At 65.5% G+C, this 15,557-nt stretch carries 17 protein-coding genes and 1 pseudogene; 13 read left to right on the forward strand and 5 right to left on the reverse strand.

All coding sequences use genetic code 11. The features are described from left to right. The first annotated feature begins 337 nt into the window (after positions 1-337). The 5 genes from gshA to ptsP all read left to right on the forward strand — a co-directional run bounded on the left by gshA (position 338) and on the right by ptsP (position 5,760). Positions 338-1,627 (forward strand): glutamate--cysteine ligase, encoded by a 1,290-nt coding sequence (gshA, locus tag ACTHN9_RS07930; protein WP_440536210.1) that lies wholly within the window; start codon positions 338-340, stop codon positions 1,625-1,627. A 60-nt stretch (positions 1,628-1,687) separates the two neighbouring features. Beyond that, complete coding sequence (gene gshB, locus ACTHN9_RS07935; RefSeq protein ID WP_440536211.1) at positions 1,688-2,644, forward strand: glutathione synthase; 957 nt, start codon at positions 1,688-1,690, stop codon at positions 2,642-2,644. A 248-nt stretch (positions 2,645-2,892) separates the two neighbouring features. Beyond that, entirely contained in the window at positions 2,893-3,471 is a 579-nt protein-coding gene (locus tag ACTHN9_RS07940) for a PTS sugar transporter subunit IIA (RefSeq protein ID WP_440536212.1), read from the forward strand. Between the two features lie 36 nt (positions 3,472-3,507). Further along, positions 3,508-3,777 carry an HPr family phosphocarrier protein gene (locus ACTHN9_RS07945; RefSeq protein WP_440536213.1) on the forward strand — a complete coding sequence of 90 codons (270 nt, stop codon included), beginning with the start codon at positions 3,508-3,510 and terminating at the stop codon, positions 3,775-3,777. A gap of 228 nt (positions 3,778-4,005) precedes the next feature. After that, positions 4,006-5,760 carry a phosphoenolpyruvate--protein phosphotransferase gene (gene ptsP, locus ACTHN9_RS07950; RefSeq protein ID WP_440536214.1) on the forward strand — a complete coding sequence of 585 codons (1,755 nt, stop codon included), beginning with the start codon at positions 4,006-4,008 and terminating at the stop codon, positions 5,758-5,760. Here ptsP and ACTHN9_RS07955 read toward each other — a convergent pair. From ACTHN9_RS07955 to gpmA, 3 genes are all read right to left on the reverse strand, one after another. Continuing rightward, positions 5,737-6,528: a HesA/MoeB/ThiF family protein gene (locus ACTHN9_RS07955; RefSeq protein ID WP_440536215.1), complete on the reverse strand. Its 792-nt coding sequence runs from the start codon at positions 6,526-6,528 to the stop codon at positions 5,737-5,739. The two genes, ptsP and ACTHN9_RS07955, sit on opposite strands and share 24 nt — an antisense overlap. Positions 6,529-6,636: 108 nt before the next feature. Beyond that, the gene (locus tag ACTHN9_RS07960) at positions 6,637-8,181 is read right to left on the reverse strand and encodes a S41 family peptidase (protein ID WP_440536216.1); all 1,545 of its coding nucleotides are present in this window, start codon (positions 8,179-8,181) and stop codon (positions 6,637-6,639) included. Positions 8,182-8,378: 197 nt separating this feature from the next. Continuing rightward, positions 8,379-9,125, reverse strand: coding sequence for a 2,3-diphosphoglycerate-dependent phosphoglycerate mutase (gene gpmA, locus ACTHN9_RS07965; RefSeq protein ID WP_440536217.1), 747 nt, complete (start codon positions 9,123-9,125; stop codon positions 8,379-8,381). A 135-nt stretch (positions 9,126-9,260) separates the two neighbouring features. Between gpmA and ACTHN9_RS07970 the strand changes: the two genes are divergently transcribed. From ACTHN9_RS07970 to ACTHN9_RS07990, 5 genes are all read left to right on the forward strand, one after another. Further along, positions 9,261-9,671: a rhodanese-like domain-containing protein gene (locus tag ACTHN9_RS07970; protein WP_440536218.1), complete on the forward strand. Its 411-nt coding sequence runs from the start codon at positions 9,261-9,263 to the stop codon at positions 9,669-9,671. Between the two features lie 12 nt (positions 9,672-9,683). After that, positions 9,684-9,944 (forward strand): glutaredoxin 3, encoded by a 261-nt coding sequence (gene grxC / locus ACTHN9_RS07975; RefSeq protein ID WP_440536219.1) that lies wholly within the window; start codon positions 9,684-9,686, stop codon positions 9,942-9,944. A 158-nt stretch (positions 9,945-10,102) separates the two neighbouring features. Continuing rightward, positions 10,103-10,579, forward strand: coding sequence for a protein-export chaperone SecB (gene secB / locus ACTHN9_RS07980; protein ID WP_440536220.1), 477 nt, complete (start codon positions 10,103-10,105; stop codon positions 10,577-10,579). 23 nt (positions 10,580-10,602) lie between these two features. Continuing rightward, the gene (locus ACTHN9_RS07985) at positions 10,603-11,631 is read left to right on the forward strand and encodes an NAD(P)H-dependent glycerol-3-phosphate dehydrogenase (protein WP_440536221.1); all 1,029 of its coding nucleotides are present in this window, start codon (positions 10,603-10,605) and stop codon (positions 11,629-11,631) included. A 36-nt stretch (positions 11,632-11,667) separates the two neighbouring features. After that, positions 11,668-12,216, forward strand: coding sequence for an O-acetyl-ADP-ribose deacetylase (locus ACTHN9_RS07990; protein ID WP_440536226.1), 549 nt, complete (start codon positions 11,668-11,670; stop codon positions 12,214-12,216). Here ACTHN9_RS07990 and trmL read toward each other — a convergent pair. Then, positions 12,189-12,659 carry a tRNA (uridine(34)/cytosine(34)/5-carboxymethylaminomethyluridine(34)-2'-O)-methyltransferase TrmL gene (gene trmL / locus ACTHN9_RS07995; RefSeq protein WP_440536222.1) on the reverse strand — a complete coding sequence of 157 codons (471 nt, stop codon included), beginning with the start codon at positions 12,657-12,659 and terminating at the stop codon, positions 12,189-12,191. The two genes, ACTHN9_RS07990 and trmL, sit on opposite strands and share 28 nt — an antisense overlap. 17 nt (positions 12,660-12,676) lie before the next feature. Beyond that, a complete protein-coding gene (locus ACTHN9_RS08000) occupies positions 12,677-13,414 on the reverse strand; it encodes a ComF family protein (protein WP_440536223.1) in 738 nt (245 codons plus the stop codon). Positions 13,415-13,565: 151 nt separating this feature from the next. Here ACTHN9_RS08000 and ACTHN9_RS08005 point away from each other — a divergent pair, with 151 nt between their 5' ends. From ACTHN9_RS08005 to ACTHN9_RS08015, 3 genes and pseudogenes are all read left to right on the forward strand, one after another. After that, positions 13,566-14,537, forward strand: a complete 972-nt coding sequence (locus ACTHN9_RS08005) for a methyltransferase domain-containing protein (protein WP_440536224.1) — start codon at positions 13,566-13,568, stop codon at positions 14,535-14,537. A 328-nt stretch (positions 14,538-14,865) separates the two neighbouring features. After that, positions 14,866-15,342 carry a DUF2244 domain-containing protein gene (locus ACTHN9_RS08010; protein ID WP_440536225.1) on the forward strand — a complete coding sequence of 159 codons (477 nt, stop codon included), beginning with the start codon at positions 14,866-14,868 and terminating at the stop codon, positions 15,340-15,342. A gap of 39 nt (positions 15,343-15,381) precedes the next feature. Continuing rightward, a pseudogene (locus ACTHN9_RS08015) lies at positions 15,382-15,557 on the forward strand (cytochrome c oxidase subunit II); the annotation flags it as partial.

A 15,557-nucleotide genomic window follows, 5' to 3' on the forward strand; every position in this document is an offset into this window, starting at 1 on the left:
GCGCGCCCCGCCGTCGTCAACCCCCGCGGGCGCGCCCCGCCGGGCGCCCCCCCCCCCCCCCCCCGACCGCTACGGCGCATCCGGTTAGCGCCCCCGCCGCCCGCTACGGCGCATCCGGTTAGCACCCCAGCGCCTGCAACGGCGCACCCGGCCAGCGCCCCAGCGCCCCAGCGCCGGCCGCGGCGCATCCGCTCGCCGCCCCGCCCCCATGCCCCCACCCTCTATCGGGTCAATAAGGATTCCAAACCCCGAATACCCTTGCGTTCCGCCCGACCGCCCCCAAATCGGCCAGGCAATTGCTCTACAATCTTTTTCTCCCCTGTTCATCGAGTAATCAATGGTTCCGCACTTAGTTACGGCGTTAAACGGTCCTCTGCTCGAGTTGGAGCGGAAGATCCTCGACGCCACGCCGGCAATCGAGCGGTGGTTCCGGCTCGAATGGCAGGAGCACACGCCGCCTTTCTACTGTTCGGTCGACCTGCGCAATGCGGGCTTCAAGCTCGCGCCCGTCGATACCAACCTGTTCCCGGGCGGCTTCAACAACCTCCCCGAAGAGGTGCTGCCGCTCGCCGTGCAAGCGGCAATGGCCTCCATCGAGAAAATCTGCCCGGATGCCAAGAACCTGCTCGTGATCCCCGAGCGGCATACGCGCAACGCCTTCTACCTCGAAAACGTCGCGCGGCTCGCGATGATCATGCGCCAAGCCGGGCTGAACGTGCGTTTCGGCACGCTCGACGAAAACATCGTCGGTCCCGTGACGATTCCGCTGGCCGACGGGCAGAAGATCGTGCTCGAACCGCTCGAACGCACGCCGCGCCGGCTCGGGCTGAAGAATTTCGATCCCTGCTCGATTCTGCTGAACAACGATTTGTCGGCCGGCTTGCCGCCGGTGCTCGAAAATCTGCACGAGCAGTACGTGCTGCCGCCGCTGCATGCCGGTTGGGCCGTGCGCCGCAAGTCGACGCATTTCTCCTGCTATGACGACGTCGCCAAGAAGTTCGCCAAGCTCGTCGAGATCGACCCGTGGATGGTGAACCCGTACTTCGCGCGCGTCGAGGATGTCGATTTCGAGGCGCGGACGGGCGAGCAAGCGCTGGCCGACGCGATCGACGCCGTCATCAAGAAGATCGCGCGCAAGTACCGCGAATATGGGATTGCCGAGAAACCCTACGTCGTCATCAAATCCGATGCGGGCACCGACGGCCGCGGCGTGATGACCGTACACGACGCGTCCGAAGTCGCCAATCTGACGAAGGGCGAGCGCTCGCGCATGTCGGCCACGAAAGACGGCCTGCAAGTGCGCGACGTGATCGTCCAAGAAGGCGTCTACACTTTCGAGCGGATCGGCGAGGAAGTGGCCGAGCCTGTCGTGTACATGATCGACCGGTACGTGGTGGGCGGCTTCTATCGCGTGCACGGCAGCCGCGAGCGCGATCAAAACCTGAACGCGCCCGGCATGCATTTCGTGCCGCTCGGTTTCGAACACACCGCATTGCCCGACGCGCACGCCAAACCCGGCGCGGCGCCGCCGAACCGGTTCTATATGTATGGCGTCGTGGCGCGGCTCGGGCTGCTCGCCGCGTCGGTCGAACTCGAGAAGACGGACCCGGAAGCGATTCAGGTCTGAGCGGCGCCTCGCGCAACGCCTCCAACGAACGAGCGCCCGCATTCGGGCAATAGGGGTTTCATGGACATTCTTTTCATCGCCGATCCGCTCGCGCACTTCAAGATCTATAAGGACTCGACCTACGCGATGATGGCGGAGGCCGCGCGCCGAGGCCATGTCGTCTACGCATGCGAGCCCAAGCATCTGGCATGGAGTGCGTCCTGCGTCGAAGCGACGGTGCGCCGTATCGACATCGTCGGCGAGACGGCCGATCTGCATCGTCATCCTTGGCACGAGGCCGGCGCGCACGAGCATCGCAAGCTGACGTCCTTCGGGGCCGTGGTGATGCGCAAGGATCCGCCGTTCGACATGGAATACGTGACCTCGACCTGGCTGCTCGAGCTGGCCGAGCGCGCCGGCGCCCGCGTGTTCAACAAACCGCAGACGATCCGCGACCACTCGGAAAAGCTGGCGATCGGCGAATTCGCGCAATTCGTCGCACCCACGCTCGTGACGCGAGATGCGGCACGGCTGCGCGCCTTCCATGCCGAGCACGGCGACATCATCCTCAAGCCGCTCGACGGGATGGGCGGCATGGGGGTGTTTCGCGTGACGCGCGAAGGCATGAATCTCGGGTCGATCATCGAAGTGCTTAGCCACGACGGCGCACGCTCGGTGATGGCCCAGAAATTCATTCCTGAAATCGCCACCGGCGATAAACGGATCTTGCTGATTGGGGGCCAAAGCGTCCCGTATTCGCTCGCCCGCATTCCGCAAGGCGGCGAAGTGCGCGGCAACCTGGCGGCGGGCGGCCTCGGCGTCGCGCAGCCGCTCGGCGCACGCGATCGCGAAATCGCCGATACGCTCGCGCCGGTGCTCGCTGCGCGCGGCTTGCTGCTGGTGGGCCTGGACGTGATCGGCGATTGGCTGACCGAAGTCAACGTCACGAGTCCTACGTGCTTCCGCGAGATCATGGACCAAACCGGCTTCGACGTCGCCGCGATGTTCGTCGACGCGCTCGAGCGTGCCGTGGCTTAGGAAGGCGACCTAGCTAAGGCCCGCGGTGGGCGAAAGACGCGCCTGTTACAATGCCCATCTCCCAAGACGGTTCGAAAACGGTTCGCTCGCCACGGGCCGTCCATCCGCGGCCGGCGTTCGTCCGCGGTGGCATACGGCACCGGGACGCCGGCACATTGGCGAATCGGGGCGTTCGGCATGGCCGGCGCCTTCGTCCCTGGAATCGTTAGGATTTGGCCCTTTGCGGCGCTTTTCGTTGCAAGACTGACATGGCAGGCATATTGATCATCGCGCACGCGCCGCTCGCTTCGGCGTTGAAGGAGTGCGTCGCGCATATCTACGGCGGGCTGCCCGCGCGCATCGGCGTCATCGACGTCCTGCCCGACAGCGATCCCGCGCAGGTCGTCGCGTTCGCCCATAGCGAGATCGAGCGTTTGCGCGAAGAGAACGGCACCCTCGTGCTGACGGACATGTTCGGCGCCACGCCGGCCAATATCGCGAGCCGGCTCGCCTCGCTGCCGGCCGTGCGCGTGCTGGCCGGCGTGAACTTGCCGATGCTCGTGCGAGGCGTCTGCTACCGTGCCTGCGATCTCGATACGCTCGTCGACAAAGCGCTGGCCGGCGCGGCGAAAGGGGTGCATGCGATCGGCCCGCTCGTTGCCCCGGCACAAGCGGGCGACCGCGGCGAGCCGGAGTGCGCCGCGCCCGGCGTGCCGATCGTCAATGCCGAGTCGTGTGCCGGTACACGCGGCATGAGCGGCACGAACGCGAACGCGAATCCGCCGGCACCGAGCGAGACCGCGAGCCGACCCGCGAGCGAGGCCAAGCCGGAAGGCCCCGCACACTGATTTTTCTCTTTCCGCTTTCCAGGACAGGACGAGCACATGCTGCAAAAAGAAACGACGATCGTGAATAAGTTGGGTTTGCATGCCCGTGCGTCGGCCAAGCTGACGCAGCTCGCCGGCAACTATCAATCGGAAATCTGGATGACGCGCAACGGACGCCGAATCAATGCAAAGAGCATCATGGGCGTGATGATGCTGGCGGCCGGGATCGGCAGTACGGTGACGATCGAGACGGAAGGCCCGGACGAGACCGATGCCATGGACGCATTGCTGAAACTCATCGCCGATAAATTCGGCGAGGGACAATAAGCGCGGGGGCCAGCGCCGCGCATCGAGCGCGAATCGCTCGATTCGAAAAACGCCGTGGCCTGCGCCGCGGCGTTTTGTTTCCTATGATGCAACGCATTGCCCGGCGGCGCGATGCTGCGCCGCACGCAGTCAGCCGAGCGTCTCGAATTTATAATTGAGTATTAAGGTCCAATCGGCAATTGCAGCGGCATTACTCCGCGGCATTACACAACTCTCGAGGAGGTGCGCGTGTCGTTTTCGCTGCATGGTATTCCGGTGTCCCGCGGCATCGCGATCGGGCGCGCGTATCTGATCGCGCCTGCAGCGCTCGACGTCGACCACTACCTCGTCGATCCCCCGCAGATCGAAAGCGAGATCGAGCGCTTTCGCGCCGCCTTGAAGGCGGTGCAAAGCGAACTCGAACGGTTGAGCGAAGACCTGTCGGCCGACGCGCCGAGCGAAGTGGGCGCATTCATCAACGTCCATACGATGATCTTGAACGATGCCATGCTCGTTCAAGAGACGATGGATCTCATCCGCACGCGCCGCTACAACGTCGAATGGGCGTTGACCGAGCAGCTCGAACGGCTTTCGCGGCACTTCGACGATATCGAGGACGAATACCTGCGCGAGCGTAAGGCCGACGTGCAGCAAGTGGTCGAGCGTATCTTGAAGGCGCTGGCGGGCGCGCCGTCGGCGGCCGCGCTCGTCGATGGCGTCAATCCGGATTCGAGCGCCGACATGATCGTCGTCGCGCACGATATCTCGCCGGCCGACATGCTGCAGTTCAAAACGCAAACGTTCCAAGGCTTCGTGACGGACCTTGGCGGACGCACCTCGCATACGGCGATCGTCGCGCGCAGCCTCGGGATTCCGGCGGCCGTCGGGGTGCAGCACGCCAGCGCGTTGATCCGCCAGGACGATTTGATCATCGTCGACGGCGATCACGGCATCGTCATCGTCGATCCGGCGCCGATCGTGCTCGAGGAGTATTCGTATCGGCAAAGCGAAAAGCTGCTCGAACAAAAGAAGCTGCAGCGCTTGAAGTTCTCGCCCACGCAAACGCTGTGCGGGACGAAGATTTCTCTGCTGGCCAACATCGAATTGCCGGAGGATTCGCGCGCGGCCGTCGAAGCCGGCGCGGTGGGCGTCGGCCTCTTTCGCACCGAGTTCCTCTTCATGAATCACAAGGATCGGCTGCCGGAAGAGGAAGAGCAGTTCGAAGCCTACAAGCGTGCCGTCGAACTCATGGGCGGCCTGCCCGTGACGATTCGTACGATCGATGTCGGGGCCGATAAGCCGCTCGACACGATCGGTGTCGACGGCTACGAAACCGCGCCCAACCCGGCGTTGGGGCTGCGTGCAATCCGCTGGAGCCTGTCCGAGCCGCAGATGTTCCTCACGCAATTGCGCGCGATTTTGCGGGCATCGGCTTTCGGGCAGGTGCGCATTCTCGTGCCGATGCTCGCCCATGCGCAGGAGATCGACCAGACGCTCGACTTGATTCGCGAGGCCAAGCATCAGCTCGACGATGCCGGCTTGGCGTACGACCCGGGCGTGCGGATCGGGGCGATGATCGAAATTCCGGCCGCTGCGATCGCCTTGCCGCTGTTCCTGAAGCGCGTCGATTTTCTGTCGATCGGGACCAACGACTTGATTCAGTACACGCTGGCGATCGATCGGGCCGATAACGCCGTTGCGCATCTGTACGACCCGCTGCATCCTGCCGTGCTGCATCTGATCGCGTTCACGCTGCGCGAAGCGAAGCGTGCGGGCGTGCCGGTTTCGGTCTGCGGCGAAATGGCGGGCGACCCGCAGCTCACGCGGCTGTTGCTCGGCATGGGGCTCACCGAATTCTCGATGCATCCGAGCCAGTTGCTCGTCGTCAAGCAGGAAATCTTGCGCGCGAATCTCGCGGCGCTGGAAAAGCCCGCCGCCGACGTCCTCGCGGCGTTCGAGCCCGAAGAGGTGCAGGCCGCGCTACGGCGTCTCGCGCAGGCTTGAGCCGCCGCAGCCGCCGCAGCCGCCACAGCCGCACACGGGGCACTCGGGCTGACGGGCGATTTTCATCGTCGTCCATTCCATTCGCAGCGAATCGAGCATCATCAGCCGGCCCGTCAGGGTCTGGCCGATGCCGCCGATGACGCGCAACGCCTCGGCAGCTTGGATGGTGCCGATGATGCCGACCGTCGGCGCGAATACGCCCATTTGGGCGCACGCGACCTCCTCGAACGGTTGGTCTTCGGGGAAGACGCAGGCATAGCACGGGGAAAGGTCGTCGCGGAAATCGAACGTGCTGACCTGCCCATCGAAGCGCAGCGCCGCACCCGAGACAAGCGGCACGCGGTGCTTGGCGCAGGCGCGGTTGATCGCATGGCGCGTCGCGAAATTGTCGGTGCAGTCGAGCACGACCGTCGCGAGCGGCACGTTCGCGTCGAGCCAGGCATCGTCGACACGCTGATCCACCGCCCGCACGCTCACCTCGGGGTTCAACCGTGCGAGGGTTTCTCGCCCCGACTCCACCTTCTTATGCCCGACCGACGCCGTCGCGTGCAGGATCTGCCGTTGCAAGTTCGTGAGATCGACCGAATCGGCATCGACTAGCGTCAAGGTGCCGACGCCGGCCGCGGCGAGATACATGGCCGCTGGCGAGCCGAGGCCGCCCGCGCCGATCACGATCGCGTGCGCATCGAGAAAGCGCTGCTGGGCCTCGATGCCGATTTCGTCGACGAGGATGTGGCGGGAGTAGCGAAGGAGTTGATCGTCGTTCATGGCGGCGGGCCAGCGATGGCGCCGGGGAGGCGGCCGCTTCGCCCGCGCGCCTTGTCCGCAAGGGCGGCGGCAAGGGCGGGGCGAAGGTTAAGGCCGGATGCGGCGGTGTTACTTGCTCGGGGCGGAAGCGGGCAGGGCCGGCGATGCGGGCTTGACCGCCACCGGTGCCGACGCCGAGCGCGGCGGCTTGTTTTCGGCGAGCTTGCGTTCGGTGATCGACTTCGACAACTGAACCGGCTTGCCTTCGAGCTTATCGAGCGCTTGCTGCAGCATGAAGTCGTCGGCCGAACCGAACTCGATCGGCTTGCGGTCGCGTTCTTTCTCGCGCTGCTCGGGCGTCATCTTGTCGTTTTGCTCTTCGAGCTGTTGGAGCTGGAGCATGCGATCCTTCTCGCGCTGTTCCTCTTCCTTCTTCTCGTTCGGATCCTGCGTATTAGCAAGGTGGTTCGAGTAATCGACTTCGCGCGTCACGAGCGCGTCGTCCGGATCGCCGTTGGCGTATTGATCGACCGGAATATCGGGGCGGATGCCCTTGTTCTGGATCGAACGGCCGCTCGGCGTGTAGTAGTACGCCGTGGTCAAGCGCAGCGCCGTATCGGCCGTCAGCGGACGCACCGTCTGCACGGAACCCTTGCCGAATGTCGTCTTGCCCATGATGAGCGCGCGGTGCTGATCTTGCAGCGCCCCGGCCACGATCTCGGAGGCCGACGCCGAGTAGGCGTTCGTCAGCACGATCATCGGCACGGACTTGAAGATTTCCGGCAGATTCTTGAGCGGATCGGAATCGAAGGACGGCAGGCGATAGTTATCGTACGTGTCGCGATAGATTTGCTTCGAATCGGGGATCTGGCCGTTCGTCGACACGACGACCGAGCCCGGCTGCAAGAACGCGCCGGCCACGCCGACGGCGCTTTGCAGCAGGCCGCCGCCGTTATTGCGCAGATCGATCACCAGGCCCTTCAGATTCGGCTGCTGGCGCGCGATATCTTCGAGCTTCGCGGCGAGGTCCGGAACCGTGCGTTCCTGGAAGCTCGTGATGCGCACGTAGCCATAGCCGGGGGCGAGGACCTTCGCCTTCACGCTTTGCACGCGGATGATCGCGCGCGTGACCGTGACGGGGAACGTGCGGCTGTCGGTCTTGCGGAAGATCGTGAGCGTGACCTTCGTGCCCGGGTCGCCGCGCATTTGCTTGACGGCCTGGTCGAGCGTCATGCCGCGTACGGGCTTGTCGTTGATGCGGGTGATGAGATCGCCCGGGCGGATGCCGGCGTGGAACGCGGGCGTATCTTCAATGGGCGAAATGACCTTGATCAGGCCGTCTTCCTGCGAGATCTCGATCCCGAGACCGGCGAAGCGGCCCTTCGTTTGTTCTTGCAGCTCTTGATAATCCGTCTTGTCCAGATAGGACGAGTGCGGATCGAGGCTCGACACCATGCCCTTGATCGCTTCGGTCAGCAGCTTCTTGTCGTCCACCGGCACGACGTAGTCGTGCTTGATCTGCCCGAACACCTCGGCGAACAGACGCAACTGATCGAGCGGCAGCGGTGCCGTCGTGGCTTGTTGTTGCGCCGCGGCGGAAAATTGCAGCGTCGCGAAGACGCCGGTGGCGAGGCCAGCGGCGATCAAGCCGATGTTCTTGAGTTTCGTGCGCATAGAGTCTGGTGCGTTCGGGAAACGGGGTGTGAGCGCCGTGGGCGAAGGACGGTCAAGTATAACTGGTCGTGGCTGCAGCGCGCGCCGGCGCGACGAGCATCGGCGCACATTGGACCGGCGCTGGGCCGATCGGTTCGCCCGCCTCGCGCGGCTGGCCAAGATACGGCCGGCCCGCGAGACATGGCGAGGCGAGCGCGTTAGCCGGCCTTGCCTTGGCTTGCGACGGCGGCCTGCGCCTTGGCGATCGCCTCCTGGTCGCCCAGATAGTAGTGGCGGATCGGCTTGAGGGCTTCGTCCAGCTCGTACACGAGCGGCACGCCGTTCGGGATGTTGAGCCCGACGATGTCGCTGTCGGAGATCCCATCCAGGTACTTGATCAAAGCCCGCAGCGAATTGCCGTGGGCGGCGATGAGCACCTGCTTGCCGCCCTTGAGCGCCGGCGCGATCGATTCGTTCCAGATCGGCAGCACGCGCGCGACGGTGTCCTTCAGGCACTCGGTGAGCGGCAACTCGGCGCGCGGCACTTTCGCGTAGCGCGGATCGTCGTAGGACGCGCGCGGGTCGGTCGGCTCGAGCGCGGGCGGCGGCGTGTCGTAGCTGCGGCGCCAGACGAGCACTTGTTCGTCGCCGTACTTGGCTGCCGTCTCGCCCTTGTTCAGCCCGGCGAGCGCCCCATAGTGACGCTCGTTCAGGCGCCACGAATGAACGACGGGGATATACATGAGATCCATTTGGTCCTGCACGTGCCACAGCGTGCGGATCGCGCGCTTGAGCACCGACGTATAGGCGATGTCGAACGTGTAGCCGGCTTGCTTGAGCAGCAGCCCCGCTTGGGCCGCTTCGCGGTTGCCTTGCTCGGTGAGGTCGACGTCGACCCAGCCGGTGAAGCGGTTTTCTTTGTTCCACGTCGATTCGCCGTGGCGGATGAGAACGAGCTTGTACATGAGGTTGTCGGTCGGTAGTGAGGAAGCGCTCGACGCGTGGACGCTCGCCGAACGGGGGAGCGCCATCGCGTCAAACGGTTATTTTATAATGCTGGGTCTGCCCGTTTCGTTTTATTCACTTTTCGACGGATTCCCGTGACGTTCTTTACCGATTACACCAACCTCGTGTTGCTCGCCGCGCTCGTGATCTCGGGCGCGCTCCTGCTGTGGCCGATGCTTGCCGGCCGGGGCCGCGGCGGGCTTTCCGCGGCCGAGGCGACGCAGCTCATCAACCGCCGCAACGCGGTGGTCGTCGATCTGCGCGCGGCAGCCGATTACGCCGCCGGCCATGTGCCCGCGGCGCGCCACATCGCGCTCGACGAGCTCCAAGCAAAGATCGGCCAAATCGCGAAGAATAAGGCTACGCCGGTGTTGCTCGTCTGCCAGACGGGGCTGCAGTCGAACAAGGCTTCGGCCGCCGTCCGTGCGGCGGGCTACACCGAAGTCCATGTGCTGCAAGGCGGCTTGAGCGCCTGGCAGCAGGCCGGCATGCCGGTCGTCAAGTAAAGGAGTGCGAGAGTGAATTCCGTCGTCATGTACAGCACGCAGGTGTGCCCCTATTGCCAGATGGCCGAACGCCTATTGAAATCGCGCGGCGTTCAGCAGATCGAGAAAATTCTGATCGACAAGGATCCGGCCCGGCGCGAGGAAATGATGACGCGCACGGGGCGTCGTACCGTCCCTCAGGTTTTCATCGGCGAGACGCATGTCGGCGGCTATGACGATCTGTCCGCTCTCGATCGCGCGGGCGGCTTGATGCCGCTGCTCGGTCAGTCGTAAGCGCTTGGGCGCGGCGCGTGCCGGCTACTCGGTCGCGCATGCGCCGTCCCACTGCGGTTTCGCCAGTTGCGCGCGCACGCTTGCCGGCTTGCGCGCTAGACGCATAAAAAACGGTCGGTTGCCTGCGGCCGCCGCACCATTCACACATCGGAGTCATCATGTCGGACCAGAACAACCAGCCGTTCTTCAACATCCAACGCGTCTACCTGAAGGATTTGTCGCTCGAGCAGCCGAATTCCCCCGCGATCTTCCTCGAGCAGGACATGCCGGCCGTGGAAGTGGAAGTCGACGTCAAGGCCGAACGCCTCGCCGAAAGCATCTTCGAAATCCTCGTGACCGGGACGGTGACGGCCAAGGTGGGCGATAAGGTCGCCTTCCTGATCGAGGCTAAGCAAGCCGGCATTTTCGACATCCGCAACATTCCCGCCGAGCAGGTCGATCCGCTCGTCGGCATTGCCTGCCCGACGATCATCTTCCCGTATCTGCGCTCGAACATCGCCGATGCCATCACGCGCGCCGGCTTCCCGCCGATCCACCTGGCCGAAATCAACTTCCAAGCGCTCTACGAGCAGCGCCTCGCGCAGTTGAACGCCCAGCAAGAAGGCGGCGCGGCGGCAAACGCCACGCAGCATTGAGCGATACGCGCGCGGTGCCGGCCATGAAGGTCGCTGTACTAGGGGCCGGGGCGTGGGGCACCGCGCTCGCGGCGCATCTGAGCCTCAAGCACGATACGGTGCTGTGGGCGCGCGACGGCGCGCTCGTGGCCGAATTGGCGGCCAAGCGCGAGAACGCGCCTTACCTGCGCGGCGTCGCGCTGCCGGCCGCGCTGCGCTACGAAGCGAATTTGCCGGCCGCGCTCGCGCATGCGGCGGACGATACCTCGCTCGTCGTCGTCGCGACGCCCGTCGCGGGGCTGCGCGCGCTGTGCCGGGCCATGCGCGACGAAGCGCAATGCGTGCCCGCGCATCTCGTTTGGGTCTGCAAAGGATTCGAAGCCGATACGCAGTTGCTGCCGCACCAGGTGGTCGCGGCGGAGCTGGCCGGGCATCCGAGCATCGGCGTGCTGTCGGGGCCGAGCTTCGCCCGCGAAGTCGCGCTCGGGCTGCCGGCGGCGTTGACGATCGCCAGCACGTCGGACGCTTGCCGCGACCGCACGGTGGCCGCGTTTCATCACGGCGCGATGCGTATCTATACTGGGGATGATGTCGTCGGTGTGGAGGTGGGCGGCGCCGTTAAGAACGTGCTGGCCATCGCCACGGGCATCGCCGACGGGCTCGCGCTCGGCATGAATGCGCGCGCGGCGTTGATCACACGCGGGCTGGCGGAAATGTCGCGGCTCGGTGTCGCGCTCGGCGGGCGTCCCGAAACATTCACGGGGCTGACCGGGCTCGGCGATCTCATTCTCACCGCCACCGGAGATTTGTCGCGCAACCGTACCGTCGGGCTGCAACTCGCCGAGGGGCGGACACTCGACGATATTCTGCTGGCGCTCGGCCACGTGGCCGAAGGCGTGCGGTGCGCGAAGGCGGTGCTGGCGATCGCGCGGTCGCACGGCGTCGATGTCCCGATCACGCAGGCCGTCTGTGCGGTTCTGTTCGACGGCGTGGCGCCGCGCGATGCGGTTCACGCACTGCTGCGCCGCGATGCGCGCGCCGAGTCGGTCGGCGCGAAGGGCCCGGCCGATTAGCAGCGCGGCGGCGCGCTAGGAGGAGGGGTCATGTCCATGCTCATGCTCGGTGCGTGCCGATTGGAGGCATGCGAAGCCGACATTACGACGCTTGCCGTCGATGCCATCGTCAACGCGGCGAATACGTCGTTGTTGGGCGGCGGCGGTGTCGACGGCGCGATCCATCGGGCAGCCGGCCCCGACTTGCTGCGCGAATGCGAGACGCTCGACGGCTGTGCGACGGGCGATGCCAAGCTCACGCACGGTTACCGATTGCCGGCCAAGTATGTCGTTCATGCGGTGGGGCCGGTTTGGCGCGGCGGTGCGCATGGCGAACCGCGTTTGCTGGCATCGTGTTATCGCCGCGCGCTCGAACTCGCGCACGAAGCCGGCTGCGCGAGCATCGCTTTCCCCGCTATCAGTTGCGGCATCTACCGCTTCCCGCCCGAACAAGCCGTGCGCATCGCCGTCGAGACGGTCGTCGATCGGCTGCCGTCGGTGCCGGGCTTTTCCCGCGTCGTATTCGCGTGCTTCGGCGAACCGATGTTGCGGCTGTATCAGTCCGAGCTTGGCCGCCGTCAGGCGCCGCCTTCGAATCCCATCTGACGCCACGCCTCGAACACGACGATCGCCACGGTGTTCGATAGATTCATGCTGCGATTGCCGGGCCGCATCGGCAACCGCACGCGTTGCTCGGCCGGGAAGCGTTCGAGCAGTGCGGCCGGCAAGCCGCGCGTCTCGGCCCCGAAGACGAACCAATCGCCGGGCTGGAAGCTCGAATCGTGAAACCGCCCCGAGCCACGCGTGGTGAACGCGAACATCCGCGACAGATCCGGCGCTTCTTGCTCGACTAGCGCATCCCAACTCTTGTGAACGCGCATTTGCGCATACTCGTGATAGTCGAGGCCCGCACGACGCATCTTCGCATCGTCGAGCGGAAAGCCAAGGGGCTCGACGAGATGCAGCCGTGCGCCCGTGTTGGCGCAAAGGCGGATGACGTTGCCGGTGTTCGGCGGAATTTCGGGTTCGACCAGGACGACGTTGAACATGGTTTCGCTTTCAAGGGTCAATCTTGTGGCGTGCGCAGCGCGACGAAATTCGTGACGCGCCGGGCGCCCGCCGCTTTCAAGGCACGCGCCGCCGCGTCCAGCGTCGCACCCGAGGTCATGACGTCGTCGACCACACCCACGTGCAGCCCATGCACGGGCTGGGCGACGCGAAATGCCGTGGCGACGTTGCGCCGACGCGCACTGCGATCGAGCCGCGATTGCGGGGCGGTGTCGGCCAGGCGGCGGATCACGGTCGGCTCGGCCGTCACGCCCAGTGCGCGTGCCAGCGGGCGTGCCATCTCCCAGGCCTGGTTGAAGCCGCGCGCAACGAGCCGCGGGTGCGCGAGCGGCATCGGCGCGAGCAGGTCGGGCGGCGGCGTGCAGGCCGGGTGGTCGTCGGCCAGGCGCGCCAAGCGCTCGCCGAACTCGCGGGCAACCGCCAGCCGCGCGCGAAACTTGAGCCCGAGCGCCAGCCGTTCGAGCGGTGCACGGTAATCGGCCAGTGCCAGCGTCGCGTCGAACGGCGGTGGCGTGCGCGTACAGGCGGCGCAGCGAAACCGAGCCGGGCCGCGTGCGCGCATCCGAAGCCCGGGCAGCGGCAACGCACAGACCGTGCACCGCAAACGCGGCTCGTTCCAATACGCCGCATCGCAGGCGGGGCAGATCGGCGCGTGCGGCATTGTGCCGCATGATAAGCCGCACAGCAGGCATGTCCTTGGCAGCGCGACGGCGGCCAGCCGCCTGACGAACGGCATGAACCGTGCGCTCGGCCGTGCGTCCGTGCCCGACGTGCAAGGCCTGCCGCGTTCAATCGACGGGGGCGGCGCGTTTGCCATGGGCGGGCTTCCTCGCTGGACGGATCGAAGCGAGCGAGTATACTTCGGGCTCCTCGCTCGTACGACCGCCATGTCCCTCACATCCGCAAAGTCCGGCCGTCCGGCCTACGATTCCCGACTTGTGCGGCGCATTTTCGATCGCCGCGCGGCAACGTTCGGCGAGGTGGCGTTCCTGCCCCGCGAGATCGCCCAGCGGATGCGCGAGCGGCTCGATTACATCAAAGTGCGCCCAACGAGCATGCTCGATGCCGGCTGCGGCGCGGGCGACGACCTGTCGCCGCTGCGCGAGCGTTTTCCCGAAGCGCCGCTCGTCGGCGTCGATCTGTCCCGTGCCATGCTGGCGCGCGCCCTCCCGCAAGCGGCCGGCGATCTCGGCTGGCGCCGCTTGTTGCCGGCCGCGCTGCAGCGCTCGCTCGGCGTGCGCGGACCGCGCCTGGCTCAAGCCGACTTCTCGGCGCTGCCGTTCGCCGCCGGCGCCTTCGATTTCATTTGGTCCAATCTCGCATTGCATTGGCATTCGCGCCCGGATCTCGTGCTGCCCGAATGGCAGCGCGTGCTGGTTCCCAACGGCTTGTTGATGTTCAGCACGCTCGGCCCCGATACGCTGCGCGAGCTACGCGGCGCGTATGCCGAGGTCGAAGCCGCCCATGGCCTGCCGGGCAGGGCGCACGTGATCGATTTCGTCGATATGCACGATCTGGGCGATATGCTCGTCGAAAGCGGGTTCGAGATCCCGGTCATGGATCAAGAGACGATCACGATCACCTATCGCTCGCCCGCCTCTTTGCTTGCCGACGTGCGTCGCTGGGGCGCTTACCCGCATCGGCGGGAGGCCGCGGGCCGCGAGAGCGGCGCTGCGCGCGCACGCCGGTTGCATGCGGCGCTGCTGGAGGCTTTGGAAGCGCGGCGGCGCGACGACGGAACGATCGCGCTGACGTTCGAGGTGATCTACGGCCACGCATGGAAGGCGGTGCCGCGTACGACGGCCGACGGGCACGCGATCGTCCGAATCGAAGACATCGGGCGCCGCCGGCCGGGCTGAGCTTGCTGCCCGAGTGCAGGCCGAGGCAGTAGCGATCGATGTGCCGCGGGGCTGGCCCCGCAAAAAATAGCAGGCTGCGACGCTTTGTCGCGGATCGTAAAGTTGCGATCCGTTATGGTCGAAATCAGTAGGCGGGACGGCACGTAAAAAAACGGACCGAAACCGCGCAAAGGCTTGTCGCGCTTGGCTTACAGGCCGATAGCCGTTTGCTTGTGGATGCCATTGAACGCGCCTATAATGCGTCAGTTTGTCGCCCGGAGTTCCCCACATCCGGCGCGGCAGGCCCCGAATAGCGCGGTGTGCTTGGCGGCATGCGCGGGAGGCGGCGATGGAAGCGACAACCCTGCTGACGGATGCGGAGCCCGTCGTTCGAGAGTGGCTGATGAAGCGCAACTGCGCAGTCTCGCCGCGGCAGTTCGTTGGGTTCTATGCGTCTTTGGCTTTGTTTTCGGTGACGATCGCAGGTTTGCTGGTCGTCCGCGGCGCGTGGCCGGTCTTGCCGTTCACGGGCGTCGAGTTGCTGGCAGTCGGTGTGGCGTTCGTGATTCACGCGCGCCATGCTGTCGATTACGAACGGATCCGGCTGTATCCGAACCGGCTCGTGATCGAGCAGATGAGCGGGCAAAGGTTGACGCAGGTCGAATTCAATCCGCGTTGGGTGCGGATCGAGCGCGGCGCGTCGCCGCGCGATCCGATCAGGGTGGTATCGCGCGGGCAAACGGTCGTGGTTGGCGTGCACCTCGCGCAATACCGGCGCGCGTCGTTCGCGAGCGAGTTGCGCGCGGCGCTTACGCGGTGCGGTTGAGGCGGCTCGAGCCGAACGTCGAACGGGGCGAGGGTTTGAATGGAAATTTTGGGTAAGGAAGCTATGAAAACAATCAAGCGAGCCCTCATGGGCGTGCTGGCGTCGTGCGGGCTGCTCAGCGCGCATGCCGCCTTGGCAGTCGGCGATAGTCCGGGCGGCCCCGCCGTCAACGAGATCAATTTCCAGCCGCCCGTGACGAAAATCGCTGAGGAGCT

This window comes from Trinickia sp. (assembly GCF_051953405.1).
Lineage (GTDB): Bacteria > Pseudomonadota > Gammaproteobacteria > Burkholderiales > Burkholderiaceae > Trinickia.